Source organism: Pseudomonas fluorescens (genome assembly GCF_902497625.1).
GTDB classification, from domain to species: domain Bacteria; phylum Pseudomonadota; class Gammaproteobacteria; order Pseudomonadales; family Pseudomonadaceae; genus Aquipseudomonas; species Aquipseudomonas fluorescens_BQ.
This window is the reverse complement of record NZ_CABVGX010000012.1, coordinates 79,213-100,625: the sequence shown is the minus strand read 5'-3', so window position 1 is coordinate 100,625 and position 21,413 is coordinate 79,213. Positions and strand designations below refer to the sequence as shown.

General features: G+C 57.5%; 23 protein-coding genes, 1 tRNA gene and 2 pseudogenes. 22 read left to right on the top strand and 4 right to left on the bottom strand.

Annotated elements, in window-relative coordinates:
- The first annotated feature begins 34 nt into the window (after nucleotides 1-34).
- From F8N12_RS10145 to F8N12_RS10120, 6 genes are read left to right on the top strand one after another with little or no spacing between them, the layout of a single operon-like run.
- Entirely contained in the window at nucleotides 35-1,588 is a 1,554-nt protein-coding gene (locus tag F8N12_RS10145) for a sugar ABC transporter ATP-binding protein (protein WP_150580296.1), read from the top strand.
- Entirely contained in the window at nucleotides 1,585-2,562 is a 978-nt protein-coding gene (locus F8N12_RS10140; RefSeq protein ID WP_150580295.1) for an ABC transporter permease, read from the top strand. Before F8N12_RS10145 ends, F8N12_RS10140 begins: the two co-directional genes overlap by 4 nt.
- Nucleotides 2,563-2,565: 3 nt before the next feature.
- Nucleotides 2,566-3,591: a LacI family DNA-binding transcriptional regulator gene (locus F8N12_RS10135; RefSeq protein WP_150580294.1), complete on the top strand. Its 1,026-nt coding sequence runs from the start codon at nucleotides 2,566-2,568 to the stop codon at nucleotides 3,589-3,591.
- 39 nt (nucleotides 3,592-3,630) lie between these two features.
- Complete coding sequence (rbsK, locus tag F8N12_RS10130) at nucleotides 3,631-4,548, top strand: ribokinase (RefSeq protein WP_150580293.1); 918 nt, start codon at nucleotides 3,631-3,633, stop codon at nucleotides 4,546-4,548.
- A complete protein-coding gene (gene rbsD / locus F8N12_RS10125; protein ID WP_150580292.1) occupies nucleotides 4,545-4,949 on the top strand; it encodes a D-ribose pyranase in 405 nt (134 codons plus the stop codon). The genes rbsK and rbsD overlap by 4 nt, the downstream gene beginning before the upstream one ends.
- Before the next feature lie 42 nt (nucleotides 4,950-4,991).
- Entirely contained in the window at nucleotides 4,992-6,020 is a 1,029-nt protein-coding gene (locus F8N12_RS10120; protein WP_150580291.1) for a nucleoside hydrolase, read from the top strand.
- A gap of 33 nt (nucleotides 6,021-6,053) precedes the next feature.
- On the opposite strand, the gene F8N12_RS10115 is transcribed toward F8N12_RS10120, so the two are convergent.
- On the bottom strand, nucleotides 6,054-6,266 hold the full coding sequence (locus F8N12_RS10115) for a hypothetical protein (RefSeq protein WP_150580290.1): 213 nt from the start codon (nucleotides 6,264-6,266) through the stop codon (nucleotides 6,054-6,056).
- Between the two features lie 129 nt (nucleotides 6,267-6,395).
- Between F8N12_RS10115 and F8N12_RS10110 the strand changes: the two genes are divergently transcribed.
- On the top strand, nucleotides 6,396-6,701 hold the full coding sequence (locus F8N12_RS10110; RefSeq protein ID WP_150580289.1) for a hypothetical protein: 306 nt from the start codon (nucleotides 6,396-6,398) through the stop codon (nucleotides 6,699-6,701).
- A 164-nt stretch (nucleotides 6,702-6,865) separates the two neighbouring features.
- Complete coding sequence (locus F8N12_RS10105) at nucleotides 6,866-7,186, top strand: I78 family peptidase inhibitor (RefSeq protein WP_150580288.1); 321 nt, start codon at nucleotides 6,866-6,868, stop codon at nucleotides 7,184-7,186.
- Nucleotides 7,187-7,260: 74 nt separating this feature from the next.
- Here the strand turns inward: F8N12_RS10105 and F8N12_RS10100 are convergent, their stop codons facing one another.
- Both F8N12_RS10100 and F8N12_RS10095 read right to left on the bottom strand, forming a co-directional pair.
- The gene (locus F8N12_RS10100) at nucleotides 7,261-7,473 is read right to left on the bottom strand and encodes a cold-shock protein (protein ID WP_003179963.1); all 213 of its coding nucleotides are present in this window, start codon (nucleotides 7,471-7,473) and stop codon (nucleotides 7,261-7,263) included.
- A gap of 290 nt (nucleotides 7,474-7,763) precedes the next feature.
- Nucleotides 7,764-8,066, bottom strand: coding sequence for a hypothetical protein (locus F8N12_RS10095; protein ID WP_150580287.1), 303 nt, complete (start codon nucleotides 8,064-8,066; stop codon nucleotides 7,764-7,766).
- A gap of 369 nt (nucleotides 8,067-8,435) precedes the next feature.
- Here F8N12_RS10095 and thrS point away from each other — a divergent pair, with 369 nt between their 5' ends.
- The 14 genes and pseudogenes from thrS (at nucleotide 8,436) to F8N12_RS10030 (ending at nucleotide 20,470) form a co-directional block, all read left to right on the top strand.
- Nucleotides 8,436-10,358 carry a threonine--tRNA ligase gene (gene thrS / locus F8N12_RS10090; RefSeq protein ID WP_150580286.1) on the top strand — a complete coding sequence of 641 codons (1,923 nt, stop codon included), beginning with the start codon at nucleotides 8,436-8,438 and terminating at the stop codon, nucleotides 10,356-10,358.
- Nucleotides 10,358-10,909 (top strand): translation initiation factor IF-3, encoded by a 552-nt coding sequence (gene infC / locus F8N12_RS10085; protein ID WP_176469887.1) that lies wholly within the window; start codon nucleotides 10,358-10,360, stop codon nucleotides 10,907-10,909. Before thrS ends, infC begins: the two co-directional genes overlap by 1 nt.
- A gap of 60 nt (nucleotides 10,910-10,969) precedes the next feature.
- Nucleotides 10,970-11,164: a 50S ribosomal protein L35 gene (rpmI, locus tag F8N12_RS10080; protein WP_003442181.1), complete on the top strand. Its 195-nt coding sequence runs from the start codon at nucleotides 10,970-10,972 to the stop codon at nucleotides 11,162-11,164.
- A 29-nt stretch (nucleotides 11,165-11,193) separates the two neighbouring features.
- Nucleotides 11,194-11,550, top strand: a complete 357-nt coding sequence (gene rplT / locus F8N12_RS10075) for a 50S ribosomal protein L20 (protein WP_007905879.1) — start codon at nucleotides 11,194-11,196, stop codon at nucleotides 11,548-11,550.
- Between the two features lie 109 nt (nucleotides 11,551-11,659).
- Nucleotides 11,660-12,676 carry a phenylalanine--tRNA ligase subunit alpha gene (pheS, locus tag F8N12_RS10070; RefSeq protein ID WP_007905876.1) on the top strand — a complete coding sequence of 339 codons (1,017 nt, stop codon included), beginning with the start codon at nucleotides 11,660-11,662 and terminating at the stop codon, nucleotides 12,674-12,676.
- Between the two features lie 26 nt (nucleotides 12,677-12,702).
- Nucleotides 12,703-15,084 (top strand): phenylalanine--tRNA ligase subunit beta, encoded by a 2,382-nt coding sequence (pheT, locus tag F8N12_RS10065; RefSeq protein WP_150580285.1) that lies wholly within the window; start codon nucleotides 12,703-12,705, stop codon nucleotides 15,082-15,084.
- 3 nt (nucleotides 15,085-15,087) lie between these two features.
- On the top strand, nucleotides 15,088-15,390 hold the full coding sequence (ihfA, locus tag F8N12_RS10060; RefSeq protein WP_002553164.1) for an integration host factor subunit alpha: 303 nt from the start codon (nucleotides 15,088-15,090) through the stop codon (nucleotides 15,388-15,390).
- The gene (locus tag F8N12_RS10055) at nucleotides 15,371-15,727 is read left to right on the top strand and encodes a MerR family transcriptional regulator (protein WP_150580284.1); all 357 of its coding nucleotides are present in this window, start codon (nucleotides 15,371-15,373) and stop codon (nucleotides 15,725-15,727) included. Before ihfA ends, F8N12_RS10055 begins: the two co-directional genes overlap by 20 nt.
- 89 nt (nucleotides 15,728-15,816) lie before the next feature.
- Nucleotides 15,817-15,893: transfer RNA gene (locus F8N12_RS10050), tRNA-Pro, on the top strand.
- A 501-nt stretch (nucleotides 15,894-16,394) separates the two neighbouring features.
- Entirely contained in the window at nucleotides 16,395-16,715 is a 321-nt protein-coding gene (gene tnpB, locus F8N12_RS28235) for an IS66 family insertion sequence element accessory protein TnpB (RefSeq protein WP_412072139.1), read from the top strand.
- Nucleotides 16,667-18,154 (top strand): annotated as a pseudogene (gene tnpC, locus F8N12_RS10040) (IS66 family transposase); the annotation flags it as partial. The gene tnpB and the pseudogene tnpC, both read left to right, overlap by 49 nt.
- A gap of 16 nt (nucleotides 18,155-18,170) precedes the next feature.
- Nucleotides 18,171-18,263 carry a hypothetical protein gene (locus F8N12_RS28230; protein ID WP_412072140.1) on the top strand — a complete coding sequence of 31 codons (93 nt, stop codon included), beginning with the start codon at nucleotides 18,171-18,173 and terminating at the stop codon, nucleotides 18,261-18,263.
- A gap of 16 nt (nucleotides 18,264-18,279) precedes the next feature.
- Nucleotides 18,280-18,648: pseudogene (locus tag F8N12_RS10035) on the top strand (transposase); the annotation flags it as partial.
- Nucleotides 18,649-19,279: 631 nt separating this feature from the next.
- A complete protein-coding gene (locus tag F8N12_RS10030; protein WP_150580283.1) occupies nucleotides 19,280-20,470 on the top strand; it encodes an NnrS family protein in 1,191 nt (396 codons plus the stop codon).
- Nucleotides 20,471-20,704: 234 nt separating this feature from the next.
- Here F8N12_RS10030 and F8N12_RS10025 read toward each other — a convergent pair whose 3' ends face one another.
- Nucleotides 20,705-21,412: a succinate dehydrogenase iron-sulfur subunit gene (locus F8N12_RS10025; RefSeq protein WP_150580282.1), complete on the bottom strand. Its 708-nt coding sequence runs from the start codon at nucleotides 21,410-21,412 to the stop codon at nucleotides 20,705-20,707.
- Nucleotide 21,413: the final 1 nt, after the last annotated feature.

Sequence of the window (21,413 nt, the reverse complement as noted above, 5' to 3'; positions counted from 1 at the left end):
TCGTCCGTCCGGGCGGGCGCCTGGAGATTTCTTTATGTCTGCTCCCGCTCCGAACGCTGTCCTCTCGGTCAGCGGCATCGGCAAGACCTATGCTCAACCCGTCCTCAACGGTATTGAATTGACGCTGATGCGCGGCGAAGTCCTGGCGCTGACCGGTGAAAACGGTGCCGGTAAAAGTACCCTGTCAAAAATCATCGGCGGGCTCGTCGCGCCGACCACTGGCCAGATGCAATTTCAAGGACAGGATTATCGCCCCGGCAGTCGCTCCCAGGCTGAAAGCCTTGGCATCCGGATGGTCATGCAGGAACTCAATCTGCTGCCGACCCTGTCGGTGGCCGAGAACCTGTTCCTCGACAATCTGCCCAGCAACGGCGGCTGGATCAGTCGCAAGCAATTGCGCAAGGCGGCGATTGAAGCCATGGCTCAGGTCGGGCTCGACGCGATCGATCCGGACACGTTGGTCGGTGAGTTGGGCATCGGTCACCAGCAGATGGTCGAGATCGCCCGCAATCTGATTGGCGATTGCCATGTACTGATTCTCGACGAGCCCACCGCGATGCTGACGGCCCGTGAAGTGGAGATGCTCTTTGAGCAGATCACCCGTCTGCAAGCGCGTGGCGTGTCGATCATTTATATCTCGCACCGTCTGGAAGAACTGGCACGTGTGGCACAACGCATCGCGGTGCTGCGCGACGGCAACCTGGTCTGCGTCGAACCGATGGCCAATTACAACAGTGAGCAACTGGTCACGCTGATGGTCGGTCGTGAGCTGGGCGAACACATCGACATGGGCGCGCGCAATATCGGCGCAGCGGCATTGACGGTCACCGGCCTCAGCCGCTCCGACAAGGTCCGCGACGTGTCTTTCGAAGTGCGCGCCGGGGAAATCTACGGGATTTCCGGTTTGATCGGCGCAGGGCGCACAGAATTGTTGCGCCTTATTTTCGGCGCCGACTTGGCAGACGGCGGCACTGTGGCGCTGGGTTCGCCAGCGCGCGTGGTCAGCATTCGATCGCCGGCAGATGCGGTCGCCCATGGCATTGCCCTGATCACCGAAGACCGAAAAGGCGAGGGCCTGCTGCTGACCCAATCGATCAGTGCCAACATTGCCTTGGGCAACATGCCGGTGATTTCCAGCGCAGGGTTCGTCAATAACAGCGAGGAAGTGTCTTTGGCTCAGCGTCAGATTGACGCCATGCGCATCCGCAGTTCCAGTCCGACGCAATTGGTGTCGGAACTGTCTGGCGGCAATCAGCAGAAAGTCGTTATCGGACGATGGCTGGAGCGCGATTGCTCGGTGATGCTGTTTGACGAGCCTACCCGAGGCATCGACGTCGGTGCCAAATTCGACATCTATGCCTTGTTGGGGGAGCTGACGCGTCAGGGTAAAGCGTTGGTCGTGGTCTCCAGCGACCTGCGCGAACTGATGCTGATCTGCGACCGCATCGGCGTGTTGTCGGCGGGGCGCCTGATCGAAACCTTCGAGCGCGACAGCTGGACCCAGGATGAATTGCTTGCCGCGGCGTTTGCCGGCTATCAAAAACGAGATGCGTTACTCAACGAAGCAGCGCCAAGGGATTTTTCATGAAAACTGCAACGGCTGTCGGCAAACGTAGTGGCAACTTTTATGGCCTCGGTACCTACCTGGGTCTGGCGGGCGCCTTGCTGGCGATGATCGCGCTGTTCTCGGTATTGAGCAGCCATTTCCTTTCCTACGACACGTTCAGCACCCTGGCCAACCAGATTCCGGATTTGATGGTACTGGCGGTGGGCATGACCTTCGTGTTGATCATCGGCGGCATCGACCTGTCGGTAGGCTCGGTACTGGCGCTCGCAGCGTCGACGGTGAGTGTGGCGATTCTGGGTTGGGGCTGGAGCGTTCTGCCGGCGGCGCTGCTGGGTATGGCAGCGGCGGCATTGGCCGGGACCATCACCGGTTCGATCACGGTGGCGTGGCGCATCCCTTCATTTATCGTGTCGCTCGGCGTGCTGGAAATGGCGCGTGGCGTGGCTTATCAGATGACCGGGTCGCGTACCGCTTACATCGGTGACGCATTCGCCTGGCTGTCGAACCCGATCGCTTTCGGCATTTCGCCGTCCTTCATCATTGCCTTGCTGATCATTTTCATTGCCCAGGCTGTGCTGACCCGCACTGTATTCGGCCGCTACCTGATCGGCATTGGCACCAACGAAGAGGCCGTGCGTCTGGCGGGGATCAATCCAAAGCCCTACAAGATTCTGGTGTTCAGTCTGATGGGGCTGCTGGCGGGTATTGCCGCGCTGTTCCAGATTTCGCGCCTGGAAGCGGCGGACCCGAATGCCGGTTCCGGTCTGGAGTTGCAGGTGATTGCCGCCGTTGTGATTGGCGGCACCAGCCTGATGGGTGGCCGGGGCTCGGTGATCAGTACGTTCTTTGGCGTCCTGATTATCTCCGTGCTGGCGGCAGGCCTGGCGCAGATCGGTGCAACTGAGCCGACCAAGCGCATCATCACCGGCGCAGTTATTGTGATTGCCGTAGTGCTCGACACCTATCGCAGTCAGCGCGCAAGCCGGCGGACCTGAGTCATGGCAACAATCAAGGATGTGGCAGCACTCGCGGGGATTTCCTACACAACGGTTTCCCACGTGGTGAACAAGACGCGCCCGGTCAGTGAAGAGGTGCGGATCAAGGTCGAGGCGGCCATCAAGACGCTCGACTACGTGCCCAGTGCCGTGGCTCGTTCGCTGAAGGCGAAAACCACGGCGACCATTGGACTGCTGGTGCCGAACAGCCTGAACCCTTACTTTGCCGAACTGGCACGAGGCATCGAAGATTACTGCGAGCGCAACGGTTATTGCGTGATCCTCTGCAACTCCGACGATAACCCGGACAAGCAGCGCAGTTATTTGCGTGTGTTGCTGGAAAAGCGCATCGACGGTCTGATCGTGGCTTCGGCCGGGGGGGATGGCGGTCTGGCGGAGGGTCTGGCCGGCGTGCGTACACCGATGGTGATTGTCGACCGGGGACTGGAAGGGCTCGATGCGGACCTGGTGCGCATTGATCACGAATTTGGCGCCTATCTGGCGACCCGCCATCTGTTGGAGCTGGGCCACCGCGACATTGCCACGATTGGCGGGCCGGCCAGCACCAGTGTGGCGCAGATGCGTCTGGCAGGTTACCGCCGCGCCTTGACCGAGGCCGGCGTCGAAGTGTCCCGCGGGCGCATGCTTGAGAGTGACTTCACCAGCACCGGCGGTTACAACACCGCCGCGATTCTGTTGGAAAAGGATCCGCCCAGTGCCATCTTCGCCGGCAACGACATGATCGGAATAGGTGTGTTGCGCGCGGCTGCCGAACGCAATATTCGTGTGCCGGCTGAATTGTCTGTCATCGGTTTCGATGACATCCAGATGAGCCGTTATGTGTATCCGGCGCTGACCACCGTCGGGCAGTCCATTGTGCAGTTGGGGGAAATGGCGGCCGAGGTACTTTTGCGCCGGATCGCCAGCCCTGCCTTGCCCACCGATCAGCGGATCGTCACGCCCAGTATCGTGTTGCGCGAATCGACCGCGCCGCTCGCCGGCCCGTTTGCCCCAATGCGCAGAACCTGAATGCAGACCCGCTGAAACCGAATTGATGAGTAGCAATGTATGTCAGCAAAAGTAGTGGTGATAGGCAGCTTGAACATGGACCTGGTGACCCGGGCTTCACGTCTGCCCCGTGGCGGCGAGACGCTGATTGGCGAGTCGTTTGCCACGGTCTCCGGTGGCAAGGGTGCGAACCAGGCCGTTGCCGCAGCGCGCCTCGGTGCCCAGGTTTCGATGGTCGGTTGTGTCGGCAGTGATGCCTACGGCAACGAATTGCGCGAATCACTGTTGGCCGACAACATTGATTGTCAGGCCGTCAGCATCGTGGAAGGTGCCAGCGGCGTGGCCTTGATCGTGGTTGACGATAATAGTCAGAACGCCATTGTCATCGTGGCCGGCGCGAACGGTGCGCTGACGGCCGATGTGATTAACCAGTTTGATGCGGTATTGCAGGCCTCGGACGTGATTATCTGTCAGCTGGAAGTGCCCGATGCGACGGTAGGCCACGCACTCAAACGCGGCCGGGAACTGGGAAAAATCGTGATCCTCAACCCCGCTCCGGCCAGTGGTCCGCTGCCGTCAGACTGGTACGCGGCCATTGATTACCTGATTCCCAATGAGAGCGAAGCCTCAGCCCTGAGCGGATTGCCGGTGGACTCACTGGAAAGCGCAGAAATCGCGGCGACCCGTCTGATCGCCATGGGCGCGAGCAAGGTCATCATCACCCTTGGGCCGCAGGGTTCGCTGTTTGCCAACGGGCAAAGCTTCGAGCATTTCCCGGCGCCGAAGGTAAAAGCGGTCGATACCACGGCGGCTGGCGACACGTTTGTCGGCGGTTTTGCCGCCGCCCTGTCCGCCGGTCAAAGCGAGACCGAAGCGATCCGTTTCGGCCAGGTCGCCGCCGCGCTGTCCGTGACCCGGTCAGGAGCTCAACCTTCGATACCCACCTTGAACGACGTTAAGGCATTCAAAGCATCATGAAAAAAACTCCTTTGCTCAACGTCGCACTGTCGCGGCTGATCGCGTCGCTGGGCCATGGCGACATAGTCGTGATCGGCGATGCCGGACTGCCAGTGCCTCCGGGCGTCGAGCTGATTGATCTGGCCCTGACCCACGGCATCCCGGATTTCGTCAGCACCCTGAACGTGGTGCTCAGCGAGATGCAGGTCGAAAGCCATGTGCTGGCCGAAGAGATTTTGCAAAAGCAACCCTCGGCACTGAAGGCGCTGGATACATTGAATGCAGAGGGAGCGCTGGGCCGACGTGAGTTGCTCAGCCACGACCAATTTAAAATCCTGAGCCGACAAGCACGGGCGATTGTTCGTACAGGCGAGTGTCAGCCGTACTGCAACATAGTGCTGGTGGCTGGGGTAACGTTCTGATCGGCTTTATTTTCTGGTTTACCCACGCACAAGGAGTGCGCCATGCACCGCTATGTTAAAAAACTGCCCCAACTGTTTCGGAGTGTTCTGCTTTTGTCCCTGATTAGCGCAACCAGCGTTCACGCGGCGGAAAAAATCGATCTGATCATCGACACCGATCCCGGTGCCGACGACGTCGTAGCTCTGCTGTTCGCGCTAGCCTCGCCGGACGAGTTGAATATCCGTGCCTTGACCACCGTTGCCGGCAACGTGCGCCTCGACAAGACATCGCGTAACGCTCGCCTGGCTCGTGAATGGGCGGGGCGCGAAGATGTTCCGGTGTATGCCGGTGCACCCAGGCCGCTGATGCGCACACCGATCTACGCCGAGAACATTCACGGCAAGGAGGGCTTGTCGGGTGTGACCGTCCACGAACCGAAGAAGGGGCTCGAGAAGGGCAGTGCGGTCAATTATCTGATCGACACTTTGAAGACTGCCAAGCCGCACAGCATCACTATCGCCATGCTCGGCCCGCAAACCAACCTGGCCCTGGCGCTGATGCAAGAGCCCGAGATTGTTCAGGGCATCAAGGAAGTGGTGATCATGGGCGGTGCCCACTTCAATGGTGGCAACATCACGCCGGTGGCCGAATTCAACTTGTTTGCCGATCCGCAGGCTGCTGAAGTCGTGCTGAAAAGCGGGGTCAAACTGACCTATCTGCCGCTGGACGTAACGCACAAGATCCTCACCAGTGAAGCACGACTGAAGCAGATTGCCGCGCTGAACAATAACGCCAGCAAACTGGTCAGCGGGATTCTCAACGAGTACGTCAAAGGCGACATGGAACACTATGGTCTACCGGGTGGCCCGGTACACGATGCCACGGTAGTCGCGTATCTGCTCAAGCCAGAGCTGTTTACCGGGCGGGCGGTCAACGTTGTGGTCGACAGTCGCGAAGGCCCGACGTTTGGCCAGACCGTTGTAGATTGGTATGACGGCTTGAAAGCGCCGAAGAATGCTTTCTGGGTGGAAAACGGTGATGCCCAAGGCTTTTTCGATCTGCTGACCCAGCGCCTGGCGCGATTGAAATAAACGCCCGAACCTGTAGGCAGCACCCTGCAGGTTCTATTCCTTGCCTGAATACACCATGCCCATGTATTCAGCAGGGTACTTCTCGAATACCTGCGCAATAAATGACTGGGCCGCCTCTGTGCCCAGTTCCTTGACCAACAGATCGATACCTATGATTGCCAACTCTTCCGGACTGCCCGGGCTATAGGAGCTATGGCCTTGCGGCCACTTGGCCTTGATGTCGGCGTCGATACTTACGGTGGTCATGATGGCGCTCGTGAATGCAAAAAGTCTGGTTGCGAGTTAACCATTTTGCGTGGCGTTTGGCACTGCGACTTAGGCATGAGAGGAGGGCTATGCGACACTTGGTCTTTGATGATTCCCAAGGATCACGTTGTGCAGATCGATTTGAACACTCCGGGCAGCTTGACTCTTGAAGCGGTGCGCCAATTGCTGGCCTCTGCCAGTGACGATGAGCACACGCAACTGCGCGTTACCCAGGGCGGCATTGCCTATATCTCGTCGGGGGTTGTGGGTGGCACTGACATCGACGGGCTGTTGTTTCGATTAGAGACCTGGGCCAAAGGCTCGGGCTACGTCGGACGTGTGGCGGCAAGTGATGAAGTCTGGGTCATGCAAATCTTCAACGCCCTTGACCAGAACTGGCCGACCCCGGCTTTTGACTACATCGACGTCTACTGAGCGCTGTTCATATCCAGTCACGATTTAAGGATGAACGGGGCATTCGGCTCAGGCAAACTCGCGGATTCTTCAACTTGCAGGCAGGGTGGTACCACTCTTCTTGAAATGAAACGCCAGATTGGTGGTCGCACGATCTCAGCTTAATTAACGAAATAGGAGGCTTCATGCCTTGGAAGCTCGCGTCATTGGGTACTTTGCTGGCGGCAACGTTGCTGGCTGGTTGCAGCAGCACGTCGACCGAGACAGCAGCGGACCCCGTCACGACGACTGATGCCGGTCATAGCCGCTGTGAAGCTAAGGCTGCGGAATTCACCATTGGCAAAAAGGCTTCGCCCGAATTGCTTGAGCAGGCCCGGGCTCGCGCAGGTGCGCAGAATGCACGGTTTCTGATGCCGTCTGACATGGTGACACTGGAGTACCGGTCCGATCGTCTGAACCTGAACACCGACGCAGGTCAGATCGTCACTCGCGTCAACTGCGGCTGATCTTTACCGCCGCTTTTGTCTCAGACATAAAAAACCCCGTCACATGGACGGGGTTTTTTTAGTGCGCCAGAAACTTACTCTGGGCGAACTTGTGCAGCTTGCATACCCTTTTGGCCTTTCTCAGCCACGAAGGAAACGGTCTGGCCTTCTTTCAGGCTTTTGAAACCGTCGCTTTCGATAGCTTTGAAGTGTACGAACAGGTCGTCACCGCCACCTTGAGGAGTGATGAAGCCGAAGCCTTTTTCATCGTTGAACCATTTAACGGTGCCGGTTTGGCGATTAGACATGGTGTATCTCCAAGAAACATATATTTTCAGTAGTACTGTGCTGCTCAGGCCAACTGGGCACACCGGGGTATCATAGTCGAAATGTTCGATTTGGGAGCCCCCCGGACGTACTGTTTGACCCTCGCTAGCGCATTCTTTGTTGCTTGATGTAGCTGAAAGCCCCGTTTTACAAGGCTTTCAGCCGAAAGTAAAGTCGATAAAAAAAGCTGAAAAACCTGCATAAATTGTGCAAAAACCTTCAAATCCGGCACTTTTTATTGACGCGAGACGTGGTCAAAAGGCCGTTTTTCTCATTTTTTCACAGGTGCATCTGCCTTGCATTTGGCGATCTGACCCAGCGCTTTCTGCTGCAGTTCAGGGGTGGCCTTGTTGTCCATCAATGCTTGAATATCACCAGCCGGATACGATTTGATCGCGTCAGCACCGCATGCGCAGTGAGATTTCGCCGCAGCAGCGCCGATCTGCGGAGTGGCGGCCTGTGTGCACTGAGCCATGTACTTCTCGCGCTCGCCCTTGGGCCAATCGGCGTGAGCGGCCAGCGGCAGCAACAGGACGACAGGGGCGATGAAGGCGAATAAACGTTTCAGATGCATGCTGGGATGCTCCATGTAGGTCAATGTCTTGTTATCTGAGGGGTAAGCGGGGATCTAGTTCAGCACTCTGGCATAAAATCCGAACATTGGCCCCGCTGGATTGCTCGATGCCGCGATGACCGTTCATCTGTGCTAGCATGCCCCGCTCGGGCGTTTGCAGGCTCCGGATGACCTTCAGTCCCGGCGCGGCAGGTTCGAATAACCCTGATTTGAATCCCAGTCACTCTGGTTCGGTTTTCCGGTTGGCCGCAAGGCTCCTGCCGCTGTAAGGCAGGCGTTCGTCATTGAATGGCCTGGATCGGATCTTGTACTGGCTCATCCCAACCCACGTGACCTTTGGTAGGGGTCACCACTAGGAGAGGAGGCGCCATGCCAACTATTACTCTTCCCGACGGCAGTCAACGTTCATTCGATCACCCGGTTTCCGTAGCCGAGGTCGCCGCATCCATTGGTGCTGGCCTGGCCAAAGCCACCGTGGCCGGCAAGGTCAATGGCCAGCTGGTCGACGCCAGCGACATCATCAGCAGCGATTCCACGCTGCAAATCATCACGCCAAAGGATCAAGAGGGGCTGGAGATCATTCGCCACTCTTGCGCTCACCTGGTCGGCCACGCGGTCAAGCAGCTGTACCCGACGGCCAGGATGGTCATCGGCCCGGTCATCGAAGAAGGCTTCTATTACGACATCGCCTTCGAGCGTCCTTTCACCCCGGACGACCTGGCCGCGATCGAACAGCGCATGCAGCAGCTGATCGAAAAAGATTACGACGTGATCAAGAAAGTCACTCCGCGCGCCGAAGTGATCGAAGTGTTCAAGGCCCGTGGCGAAGACTACAAGTTACGCCTGGTCGAAGACATGCCGAATGAACAGGCCATGGGCCTGTACTATCACGAAGAATACGTCGACATGTGCCGCGGCCCACACGTGCCGAACACGCGCTTCCTGAAATCCTTCAAGCTGACCAAGCTGTCCGGCGCTTACTGGCGCGGCGATGCCAAAAACGAGCAATTGCAGCGCGTTTACGGCACCGCATGGGCAGACAAGAAGCAGCTGGCGGCTTACGTCCAGCGCATCGAAGAAGCTGAAAAGCGCGATCACCGCAAGATCGGCAAGCGTCTGGGTCTGTTCCACACCCAGGAAGAGTCGCCGGGGATGGTGTTCTGGCACCCCAACGGCTGGACGCTGTATCAGGTGCTCGAGCAGTACATGCGCAAGGTTCAGCGCGACAACGGTTACCTCGAAATCAAGACGCCGCAAGTCGTTGACCGCAGTCTCTGGGAGAAATCCGGGCACTGGGCCAACTACGGCGACAATATGTTCACGACTCAGTCGGAAAACCGCGACTACGCGATCAAGCCAATGAACTGTCCTTGCCACGTGCAAGTGTTCAATCAAGGCCTGAAGAGCTACCGCGAGCTGCCGATGCGTCTGGCCGAATTCGGTGCCTGTCACCGTAACGAGCCTTCGGGTGCGTTGCACGGCATCATGCGTGTGCGTGCATTCACTCAGGATGACGCCCACATCTTCTGTACTGAAGAGCAGATGCAGGCCGAATCCGCCGCGTTCATCAAGCTGACCATGGACGTCTACGCCGATTTCGGCTTCAAAGACGTTGAAATGAAGCTGTCCACTCGTCCGGAAAAACGCGTCGGTTCCGACGAGCTGTGGGATCGCGCCGAAGCCGCATTGGCTGCAGCCCTTGATAGCGCTGGCCTGCCGTACGAATTGCAGCCGGGTGAGGGCGCGTTCTACGGTCCGAAGATCGAGTTCTCGTTGAAAGATTGCCTTGGCCGTGTTTGGCAGTGTGGTACTCTGCAGCTCGATTTTAACCTGCCTGTCCGTCTGGGAGCCGAATACGTCTCTGAAGACAACAGTCGCAAGCACCCGGTCATGCTGCACCGGGCGATCCTTGGATCCTTCGAGCGTTTCGTGGGGATTTTGATCGAGCACTACGAAGGGGCATTCCCCGCGTGGCTGGCTCCGACCCAGGCAGTGATCATGAATATCACTGACAAGCAGGCTGATTTTGCCGCTGAAGTTGAAAAAACTCTCAACGAAAGCGGATTTCGTGCCAAGTCTGACTTGAGAAATGAAAAGATCGGCTTTAAAATCCGCGAGCATACTTTGCTCAAGGTTCCCTATCTCTTGGTTATCGGAGATCGGGAAGTCGAGATGCAGACTGTCGCTGTGCGTACTCGTGAAGGTGCTGACCTGGGCTCGATGCCCGTCGCCCGGTTCGCTGAGTTTCTCGCGCAAGCGGTTTCCCGGCGTGGTCGCCCAGATTCGGAGTAATTACTATTAAGCGTGAAATGAGACAAGATAAACGAGCTGCACCGAAAGCCCCGATCAACGAGAATATCTCGGCACGCGAGGTTCGGTTAATTGGAGCTGAAGGTGAACAGCTTGGGATTGTGTCAATTGAAGACGCGCTTCTTAAGGCTGAAGAGGCCAAACTGGATTTGGTGGAAATTTCCGCCGATGCAGTACCCCCTGTTTGCAAACTGATGGACTACGGCAAATCGATCTTCGAGAAGAAGAAGCAGGTTGCCGCGGCCAAGAAAAACCAGAAGCAGATCCAGGTTAAAGAAATCAAGTTTCGTCCAGGGACGGAGGAAGGGGATTACCAGGTAAAACTGCGCAACCTGGTACGTTTCCTGAGTGATGGGGACAGGGCCAAGGTATCCTTGCGATTCCGCGGCCGTGAGATGGCCCACCAGGAGCTGGGGATGGAACTTCTCAAGCGGGTTGAAGGTGACTTGCTCGAGTACGGTTCGGTCGAACAGCATCCTAAGATGGAAGGACGCCAGCTGATCATGGTCATCGCCCCGAAAAAGAAGAAATAATCAACAGGGCACGGCAGGCCTTCTGATTATGTTTATCAACTGAATGCGGAGTATCCGAACATGCCAAAAATGAAAACGAAAAGTGGTGCTGCTAAGCGGTTTTTGAAAACTGCTAACGGTATCAAGCATAAACACGCTTTCAAGAGCCACATCCTGACCAAAATGTCGACCAAGCGTAAGCGTCAGCTGCGCGGTAGCAGCTTGCTGCACCCGTCCGACGTTGCAAAAGTCAAGCGTATGCTGCGCCTTTGCTAATTTTTGGTTAAGAATAGAGGAAGTAACTCATGGCTCGTGTAAAGCGTGGCGTCATTGCCCGTAAGCGTCACAAAAAAATTCTGAAACTTGCTAAAGGTTACTACGGTGCTCGCTCGCGCGTATTCCGTGTTGCCAAGCAAGCGGTAATCAAGGCAGGCCAATACGCCTACCGTGACCGTCGTCAGAAAAAACGTCAGTTCCGCGCTCTGTGGATCGCTCGTATCAACGCTGGTGCTCGTATCAACGGTCTGTCCTACAGCCGTTTCATCGCCGGCTTGAAAAAAGCGTCCATCGAGATCGACCGCAAGGTTCTGGCTGATCTGGCAGTGAACGAAAAAGCGGCGTTTGCTGCGATTGTCGAGAAAGCTAAAGCCACCTTGGCTTAAGTACCCCCGACAATCACCCGGCCTCACCTCCGTGGGGCCAGGTGTTAAACGTCATAAATAGGGGAAGAGCCTTCAAGCTCTTCCCCTATTTTGTATCTGGAGTCTGTACATGGAAAACCTGGACGCGCTCGTCTCTCAAGCACTAGAGGCTGTGCAAAGCGCTGAAGATATCAATGCCCTGGAGCAAATCCGGGTTCACTACCTTGGCAAGAAGGGTGAATTGACTCAGGTGATGAAGACCCTGGGGAATTTGCCGGCAGAAGAGCGCCCGCAAGTCGGCGCGCTGATCAACGTTGCCAAGGAGCGTGTCACAGAGGTTCTCAATGCTCGCAAGGCACTGTTTGAGGAGGCCGATCTGGCCGCCAAACTGTCTGCCGAGTCCATTGACGTGACCCTGCCTGGCCGCGGCCAGACCTCGGGTGGTCTGCATCCGGTCACGCGCACTCTGGAACGTATCGAACAGTTCTTCACCCACATAGGCTACGGCATTGCCGAAGGTCCTGAGGTCGAAGACGATTACCACAACTTTGAAGCGCTCAACATCCCAGGCCATCACCCGGCCCGGTCGATGCATGACACCTTCTATTTTAATGCCAACATGTTGCTGCGCACCCATACCTCGCCGGTACAGGTCCGCACCATGGAATCGAAACAGCCGCCGATCCGCATCGTCTGCCCAGGCCGTGTGTACCGCAGCGACTCCGATATCACCCACTCGCCGATGTTCCATCAGGTCGAAGGCCTGCTGGTCGATCGCGACATCAACTTCGCCGACCTCAAAGGCACCATCGAAGAGTTCCTGCGGGTGTTCTTCGAGAAAGAACTGGCCGTGCGTTTCCGTCCTTCGTACTTCCCGTTCACCGAGCCATCCGCTGAAGTCGATATGGAATGCGTGATGTGCAGCGGTAAAGGCTGCCGCGTCTGCAAACAGACGGGCTGGCTGGAAGTCATGGGCTGCGGCATGGTTCACCCGAACGTGTTGCGCATGTCCGGCATCGACCCGGAAGAGTTTTCGGGCTTTGCCTTCGGCATGGGCGTCGAGCGTCTGGCCATGCTGCGTTACGGCGTGAACGACTTGCGTCTGTTCTTCGACAACGACTTGCGGTTCCTCGCGCAATTTCGCTAGTCGTAACGAATTCTTAGGAGAGCAGGATGAAATTCAGTGAACAATGGCTGCGTGGCTGGGTAAGCCCGCAGGTAAGTCGCGACGAGCTGGTTGCTCGTTTGTCGATGGCCGGTCTTGAGGTCGATAGCGTTACGCCGGCCGCCGGCGAATTCAGTGGTGTGATCGTGGGCGAGGTGCTGAGCACCGAGCAGCATCCCGACGCTGACAAGCTTCGCGTTTGCCAGGTCAGCAATGGCTCGGAGACCTTCCAGGTTGTCTGCGGCGCGCCGAACGTGCGCCCGGGCCTGAAGATCCCGTTCGCCATGATCGGCGCTGAGCTGCCAGGCGACTTCAAAATCAAGAAAGCCAAACTGCGTGGCGTTGAGTCCAACGGCATGCTGTGCTCGCAGGCCGAGCTGCAGGTGGGCGAAGGCAACGATGGCCTGATGGAATTGCCCGCTGATGCACCGGTCGGCAAGGACATTCGTGAGTACCTGGGTCTCGACGATGCCAGTATCGAAGTCGACCTTACGCCGAACCGTGGCGACTGCCTGTCACTGGCCGGTCTGGCCCGCGAAGTCGGTGCGCTGTACGACGCGACCGTCACTCGTCCGGCGGTTGCCGACGTCCCTGCCGTGCACGATGAAGTGCGTTCGATTGAAGTTCTCGCGCCTGCGGCATGCCCGCGCTATCTGGGTCGCGTGATTCGTAATGTCGACCTGTCCAAGGCTACGCCGCTGTGGATGGTCGAGCGTCTGCGTCGCGCTGACGTGCGCAGTATCGACGCCGCTGTGGACATCACCAACTACGTAATGCTGGAGCTGGGTCAGCCGCTGCACGCCTTCGATCTCGCCGAGATCAATGGTGGCATCCGCGTGCGCATGGCTGAAGAAGGCGAGAAGCTGGTATTGCTCGACGGTCAGGAAGTCTCGCTGCGTAGCGATACCCTGGTCATTGCCGACCACACCCGTGCCCTGGCGATGGCCGGTGTCATGGGTGGCGAGCACAGCGGCGTCAACACCGCGACCACTCGCGACGTGTTCCTCGAAAGCGCGTTCTTCGACCAGATCGCTGTCGCTGGCAAGGCCCGTTCCTACGGTCTGCACACCGATGCATCGCACCGTTATGAACGCGGCGTTGACTGGCAACTGGCCCGTGAAGCCATGGAGCGCGCCACTGGCCTGCTGCTGGAAATCACTGGCGGTGAAGCAGGCCCGATCATTGAAACGGTCAACGAAGAATTCCTGCCGAAAATCGCCCCGGTCACCCTTCGTGCCCAGCGCATCACCCAGATGCTCGGCATGGAAATGGACCCGGCCGAAGTCGAGCGTTTTCTCAATGCCTTGGGCCTGACGGTTTCCGCTGACGGGGCAGGGCAGTGGCGCGTTGAAGTGCCAAGCCACCGCTTCGACATCAGCCTGGAAGTCGACCTGATCGAAGAGTTGGCCCGTCTCTACGGCTACAACCGCCTGCCGGTTCGTTACCCGCAAGCGCGTCTGGCACCGCAGGCCAAGGCCGAAGCACGCAGCGATCTGCCGGAACTGCGTCGTCTGCTGGTAGCGCGCGGTTATCAGGAAGCAATTACTTACAGCTTCATCGATCCGAAACAATTCGAGTTGTTTAATCCGGGTGTCGAGCCGCTGCTGTTGGCTAACCCGATCTCGAATGACATGGCGGCAATGCGTTCATCGCTGTGGCCGGGCCTGGTCAAGTCGTTGCAGCACAACCTGAACCGTCAACAGGATCGCGTTCGCCTGTTCGAAAGCGGCTTGCGTTTTGTCGGTCAGCTCGACGATCTGAAGCAAGAACCGATGATCGCCGGCGTCGCCTGCGGCAGCCGTCTGCCGGAAGGTTGGGCACAGGGGCGCGATGTCGTCGATTTCTTCGACGTCAAAGCCGATGTGGAAGCCGTGCTGGGCTTTGCCGGTGCGCTGGAAGCGTTCACGTTCGTGCCGGGTAAACACCCTGCTTTGCACCCGGGGCAGACCGCGCGCATTGAGCGCGAAGGGCGTCTGGTTGGTTTCATTGGCGCGATTCACCCAGAGTTGTCGAAGACCCTCGGTCTCGACCGCCCGGTCTTCGTATTCGAACTGGTTCTGGCTGAAGTGGCACTGGGCAAAATGCCGAAATTCCAGGAGTTATCACGCTTTCCTGAAGTGCGACGTGACCTGGCGCTCATTGCGGCTACGGACGTTGCCGCCAGTGCCGTGCTGGACGTAATCCGTGAAAATGCAGGCGAATGGCTGACAGACCTCAGGCTATTTGACGTATATCAGGGTAAAGGCATTGATCCTGATAGAAAAAGCCTCGCGGTCGGCTTGACCTGGCAGCATCCATCGCGCACTCTTAATGACGATGAGGTGAATACCACAACGCAAAACATCCTCACCTCGCTCGAACAAAGGTTGAACGCCACGTTAAGGAAGTGACGTATGGGGGCTCTGACGAAAGCTGAGATGGCGGAACGTCTGTATGAAGAGCTGGGCCTGAATAAACGGGAAGCCAAGGAATTGGTCGAACTGTTTTTTGAGGAAATCAGGCACGCTCTTGAAGACAACGAACAAGTCAAATTGTCCGGTTTCGGCAATTTCGACCTTCGGGACAAACGCCAGCGGCCTGGCCGCAATCCGAAAACGGGGGAAGAAATCCCGATCACGGCTCGCCGTGTGGTCACCTTTCGTCCAGGGCAGAAGTTGAAGGCCCGAGTTGAGGCTTATGCTGGAACCAAGTCATAACGACGAGCTACCCGTCATCCCGGGCAAACGCTACTTCACCATCGGTGAGGTCAGCGAGCTGTGCGCAGTAAAGCCTCACGTACTGCGCTATTGGGAGCAGGAGTTTCCTCAACTCAACCCCGTTAAACGCCGCGGAAACCGCCGGTATTATCAGCGCCAGGATGTGCTGATGATCCGGCAGATTCGCGCGCTGCTTTACGATCAGGGGTTCACCATCGGCGGCGCGCGTTTGCGTTTGTCCGGCGATGAAGCCAAAGATGACACCACCCAGTACAAGCAGATGATTCGGCAGATGATTGCCGAATTGGAAGACGTGCTGGGAGTACTCAAGAAATAAATTCCTGCTTTTAAATACTTCCAGTTTTCAAAAGCTTGCGATATATTCTTGAACGTTCTTCGAGGTGAAGAACGAGTTACACGCCTAGTCGGGGCGTAGCGCAGTCCGGTAGCGCACTAGCATGGGGTGCTAGGGGTCGAGTGTTCGAATCACTCCGTCCCGACCATATATTTCAATGATTTAGCCCAATCTGAAAAGATTGGGCTTTTTCATGTCTAAACAAATACTCCCACATTTACTCCCACGGATATTTTGGATCTGGGTAGCGTTGCCATCCGGAAGGCGCAATTGTGTTCTGATCTCGTGTCCGGAGGCTCCCCGTGCCAAGGCAATGCTCTGAATTGACAAGTGCGTTCGTCAACTGTATTGCCCATATCGAAGGTCCGCGAGGCGAGCACCGGAGGATGGGTATTGGCGGGGTGATAGTCTCGGTTGCTGCTGAGGTGATTCAGACAATCGCTCAGGTTCCGGCAGAGGCATTAGGTATCACGCGGTTTCAGCGGCGTGACGGGGAGAGGGCTGATCAAGCGTGATCCCACTCAGCGAGCCGCAACCATCAGCAGCAACCACGGGTGGACGTGGGTATAGCATTTTGCTAGCTTCGATTCATTTCCCGTTACTCCCTAGGTGACCTTTTCGGCGTCGACTGACCCGTTTTACAGCTCTGTTGGGTACAAGCAAGTACCGCCCAGGATTGAGGTCGCGCGCAAGGACAGTCTTCCAGTCCCTTTCACATCAGTTGCGTGAGGCAAACAAGGAGTTCAGTTTGGGTATCTGGCTGGCGGCTCGCCGACTGCATCAAGGAAAATTCATCTGGCCAGGTTCTCGTCATGGTCTTCAGGTGGCGCTGAGCGACGAACAGTTACTCGCTCTGGTGCTGGGCTTGCCTTGGCAAAGAATTGGGCCAGACAACGCGATTTCCATCATGAAACGTCTGCCATGGCCAGGGTCGCCGTGCAATTGTCCGATGAGCCATCGTCGGTGTTGACCTGCTCTGGCAAAATCGGTGGCATTACTTCGCTTCCTAATCTCGACCAACTAAACCCTGAACAACTGCGCACTATCGCGGCGCAGTTGATGCAGCGCGTCGAGTCCATGGACAAGCAGATCCACCACTACAAAACGGTCAACGACAAGCTGAACCATGAGATCGCACAGCACAAGCGTTTCAAATTTGCCAAGCGCAGCGAGCAACTAAACCCGGATCAAGCCAGCCTGCTCGATGACCTGATCGACGCCGACATCGCGGCCATCGAAGCCGAGCTTGAGGCGTTGCAACCCGCTCTGGCCCCGACCGTGGCTCGGCAAAGACCTAAACGCACAGCCTTGCCGCCCGAGTTTCCACGCATGCAGATCCATCACGAACCGGACAACACGCAGTGCACCTGCGGCTGCGCCCTCAAGCGTATCGGCGAGGATGTCAGCGAGAAACTCGACTACACGCCCGGCGTGTTCACCGTCGAACAACACATCCGTGGCAAGTGGGTGTGCGATCAATGCGAGACACTGATCCAGGCACCGGTTCCCGCGCAGATCATCGACAAGGGCATCCCCACGGCAGGTCTGCTGGCCCAAGTGATGATCGCCAAATACGCTGATCATTTGCCGCTGTACCGTCAGGAAAAGATCTTTGGCCGGGCCGGCCTCGCCATCCCGCGCTCGACCTTGGCGCAGTGGGTCGGCACCTGCGGTGTGCAACTGCAACCGCTGGTCGATGCCCTGCGCGAGTGGTGCTTGAACACAGCATGGTGCACGCCGGTACAGGTGCTCATGCCCGGCGTGAAGAAAACCCATCGGGCCTACGTCTGGGCCTATGCGCCCACCGCGTCTGCCGATATCCGCGCGGTGGTGTACGACTTCAGCCCAAGCCGCTCGGGTGAACACGCTCGCGCCTTCCTGCAAGACTGGAAAGGCAAACTGGTGTGCGGCGATTTTGGTGGCTACAAGGCCAGTTTTTGCAATGGGTGTGACAGAGATCGGTTGCATGGCTCATGCTCGGCGCAAATTCTTTGACCTGCACGCCACGAACAAAAGCCAGCTGGCCGAACAGGCCTTGCGCTATATCCAGGTGCTGTACGAAATAGAACAGCAAATCCGCGACCTTGAGCCTGACGCTCGACGACGAATACGCCAGGAAAAAGCCGCACCGGCAATGGACGCCTTGCATGCCTGGATGATCGCCCAGCGCGAGCTTGTGCACGATGGCGTGGCCATCGCCAGAGCCCTGGATTACAGCCTCGAGCGCGGGACGGCGTTGTCACGTTATCTGGATGACGGCGTCGTGCCTATCGATAACAACCACATCGAGCAGCAGATCCGGCCATGGGCTCTTGGACGCAAAAATTGGCTCTTTGCAGGATCGTTGCGCAGCGGCAAACGTGCGGCGGCGCTGATGAGTCTGATCCAGTCGGCCAAGCTCAATGGGCATGACCCGTATGCTTATCTGAAGGACGTTCCGGCGCGGCTACCGACGCAGCGAGCGAGTGAGATCGCCGGGTTGTTGCCGCATAACTGGATACCGTTACGCAACCTGTAATGCCCGTTTGCTTACACTGATCTGGCGCTATACCAACGATGAAAAAGGCCTGATGCTGCACCGTTACTGGAGTTCGAAATGCTGGGGCTGCGCAATGAAACCGCAGTGCACATCGAGCACGGAACGGCAGGTTCGACGCTGGGAGCATGAAGCCATACTGGAGGAAATGCATAACAGACTGAGCAACGCGCCGGACATGATGCGATTCCGCAAGCGTACTGTGGAGCATCCCTTCGGGACACTCAAAAAATGGATGGGCGCCACGCATTCCTGACACGAAAGCTGTGCGGAGTAAGTGCGGAGATGAGTTTGAACGTCCTACAACTTGAAGTGCGTCATGAAAATTCTCGGTACCAGAGGTTTAATGAAAGCGCTGTCGGCCTGAGGAGACCCATATTTTGGCCACGCAGCAAGGTAAAAGCGGCGCTGGGGCCCCCAAGACCTAGTGATGATCCGCAGGACATGTGTGAGCTACTCAGCTAACAACCGTCGGCTCTGCGCGCCGGCAGTGCATCCGTGCGTTTTTACACACTCTGGGCCGATTGCGGCCATTCACATACAAGTACCTGGGGCTTAAATCTCAACTCCTGCATCCGTTGTACGGCGAGTTAACGGTGGCAGATGGTAGCTAGTTGCCCAGTGCGAAAAGGCAAAAAAATACCGGCGTGTGATATAAAAGCTAAGGCCCAAGCTTGCATGCCTCGCGTCAATCAACAAAGTCTCGCTGGACGAACCGTGAGTTGATGGCCAGACTGAACGATCCCAAGTTGATCGACCTACCGGCCCGGTAAATGACTGTGTTGGGGCAATCGCCCTAACGCGTGTTGCGTTAGCCCACTAAGACCTGCGGGTAGTCGGCACCGATGTCTGTCGATGAATGATAATTGCAATTAAGTCTGTCGGAACCCGCTAACCTGTAGAAAGTAATCCTGGCTCCGCGATATTGGGAGCCATTACCGTTCTGCCCGGCTAGTTCCTCATCCTGCCGGTAGACACTTAGTAGTTCAGGAGGCCTTGTGCGAGTTATCGATCGGCGAAAGGCCATGAGTATTCCGCCCATGTGGCGCCTTGCCTTTCGCCCGTTTTTTCTCGCTGGCAGCTTCTTCGCGATGCTCGCGATTCCGCTCTGGGTCGCCACCTGGACGGGCATCTGGCCCGGTTTTCAGCCAACCGGAGGCTGGCTATCCTGGCATCGCCACGAAATGCTGTTCGGCTTCGCCATGGCGATCGTCGCAGGTTTCCTGCTCACAGCTGGGCAGACCTGGACAGGGCAGCCCGGGGTTTCAGGCAAGAAGCTGATGGTGCTGGCCGGCGTCTGGCTGCTGGCACGTCTGGGCTGGCTGTTCGGATTGCCCCTGGCTCTGATGATTCCGCTGGACCTGATGTTCCTGTTCGGCTTAACCGGACTGATGGTGCGCATGCTCTGGGTCGTCAGGCAGAAACGCAACTACCCGATTATCGCCGTTCTCACCCTGATGATCTCCGCCAATGTAATGGTGCTCTGCGGAATTGCTCTAAGCGACGACGGCCTGCAGCGCCAAGGCACACTAGCCGGGCTTTGGCTGGTGGCGACGTTGATGTCAATTATTGGCGGACGCGTTATTCCCTTCTTCACTCAGCGCGGTTTGGGCCATACCACGGCTGTGAAGCCCTTGGGCTGGCTGGACGTGGCGCTGCTGGTCGGTTCCGGCCTGATCGCGGTGTTCTACGCCGCAGGTGTCGCGTTGCAGCAAAACCTGCTGCTCGGTGTACTGTTCCTCGCCATTGCCGCCGGCCACCTGCTGCGGTTGGTGCGCTGGCACGACGCCGCTATCTGGCGTGTGCCGCTGCTTTGGTCATTGCACTTGGCGATGCTCTGGCTGGTGGTTGCGGCGGCAGGTCTGGCGCTGTGGAATTTCGGTCTGTTGGACAGTTCCAGCCCGTCGTTGCATGCGCTATCGGTTGGCTCCATGAGCGGCCTGATCCTCGCGATGATCGCCCGAGTCACCCTCGGCCATACCGGGCGTTCTTTGGCGTTACCCAGTGGCATCATTGGCGCCTTCGTGCTGCTCAATCTCGGAGCCGCGTCGCGGGTGTTCCTCTCTGGCCAGTGGCCAATAATGGGCCTCTGGTTAGCGGCGATCTGCTGGGCGGTGGCCTTCGCGCTTTACATCTGGCGGTATGCGCCGATGCTGGTCAGCGCGCGGGTCGATGGCAACCCAGGCTGACCCTTGCGCAACGGCATTCCAAACACCTCTGTACCACTTGCGCCCCTAGAAAACGCTGCCCACAGACCCGGAGCGGGCAGCCTGTGGCCTGGCTGCGCATGATGGAAATGACGATGCAAAATCATCTTCAAGACCTCTTGACGACCTTCACCGAGGCTGCTGTGGACTCGGTCAGACACTTGCGCGGCGCTCGCTCTTCCGTGAGAAGCCTCTGGGTGTAGGCCAGCCACTCGTTCAAGTGCCCTGTCTGGTGAGTTCTCTACGAATGTGGCCGATCGCGCCCATGGGGTTGAGACCCTTCGGGCAAACCCAACTGCAATTGCCAATGCTTCTGCAGCGAAACACGCTAAATGGATCGTCGAGATTCGACAACCGCTCGGTCGCCGCGGTGTCGCGGCTATCCACGATGAAGCGCCAAGCCTGCAGCAGCCCCGCCGGGCCAATAAATTTCTCCGGGTTCCACCACCAAGAAGGGCACTGCGAGGAGCAGCAGCCGCAGAGGATACATTCGTAAAGGCCATCCAGCAGGGCACGCTCTGCTGGAGATTGCAGGCGCTCAGTACTTGGCGCGGGTTCTTCGTTGATTAGCCAAGGTTTGACCCGTTCGTACTGTTTGAAGAACAGACTCTGATCCACGACCAGATCGCGAATCACCGGCATTCCAGGCAACGGTCGGATGATCAGCTTGTCTGAACCGCCCAGTGCCTCCGAAACCGGGGTGATGCATGCCAGACGATTCTTACCGTTGATGTTCATGCCGTCCGAGCCGCAAACACCCTCGCGGCAGGAGCGACGGTAAGCAAGTGACTGATCGGTTTCGCGCAAATGCTCCAATACATCCAGCACCATCCGCCCGCGGAATTCATCGGCCACCGACATTGATTGCATGTAGGGCGTGGAGTCCTGTTCTTCGTTATAGCGATACACCTGTATTTCGAGCATA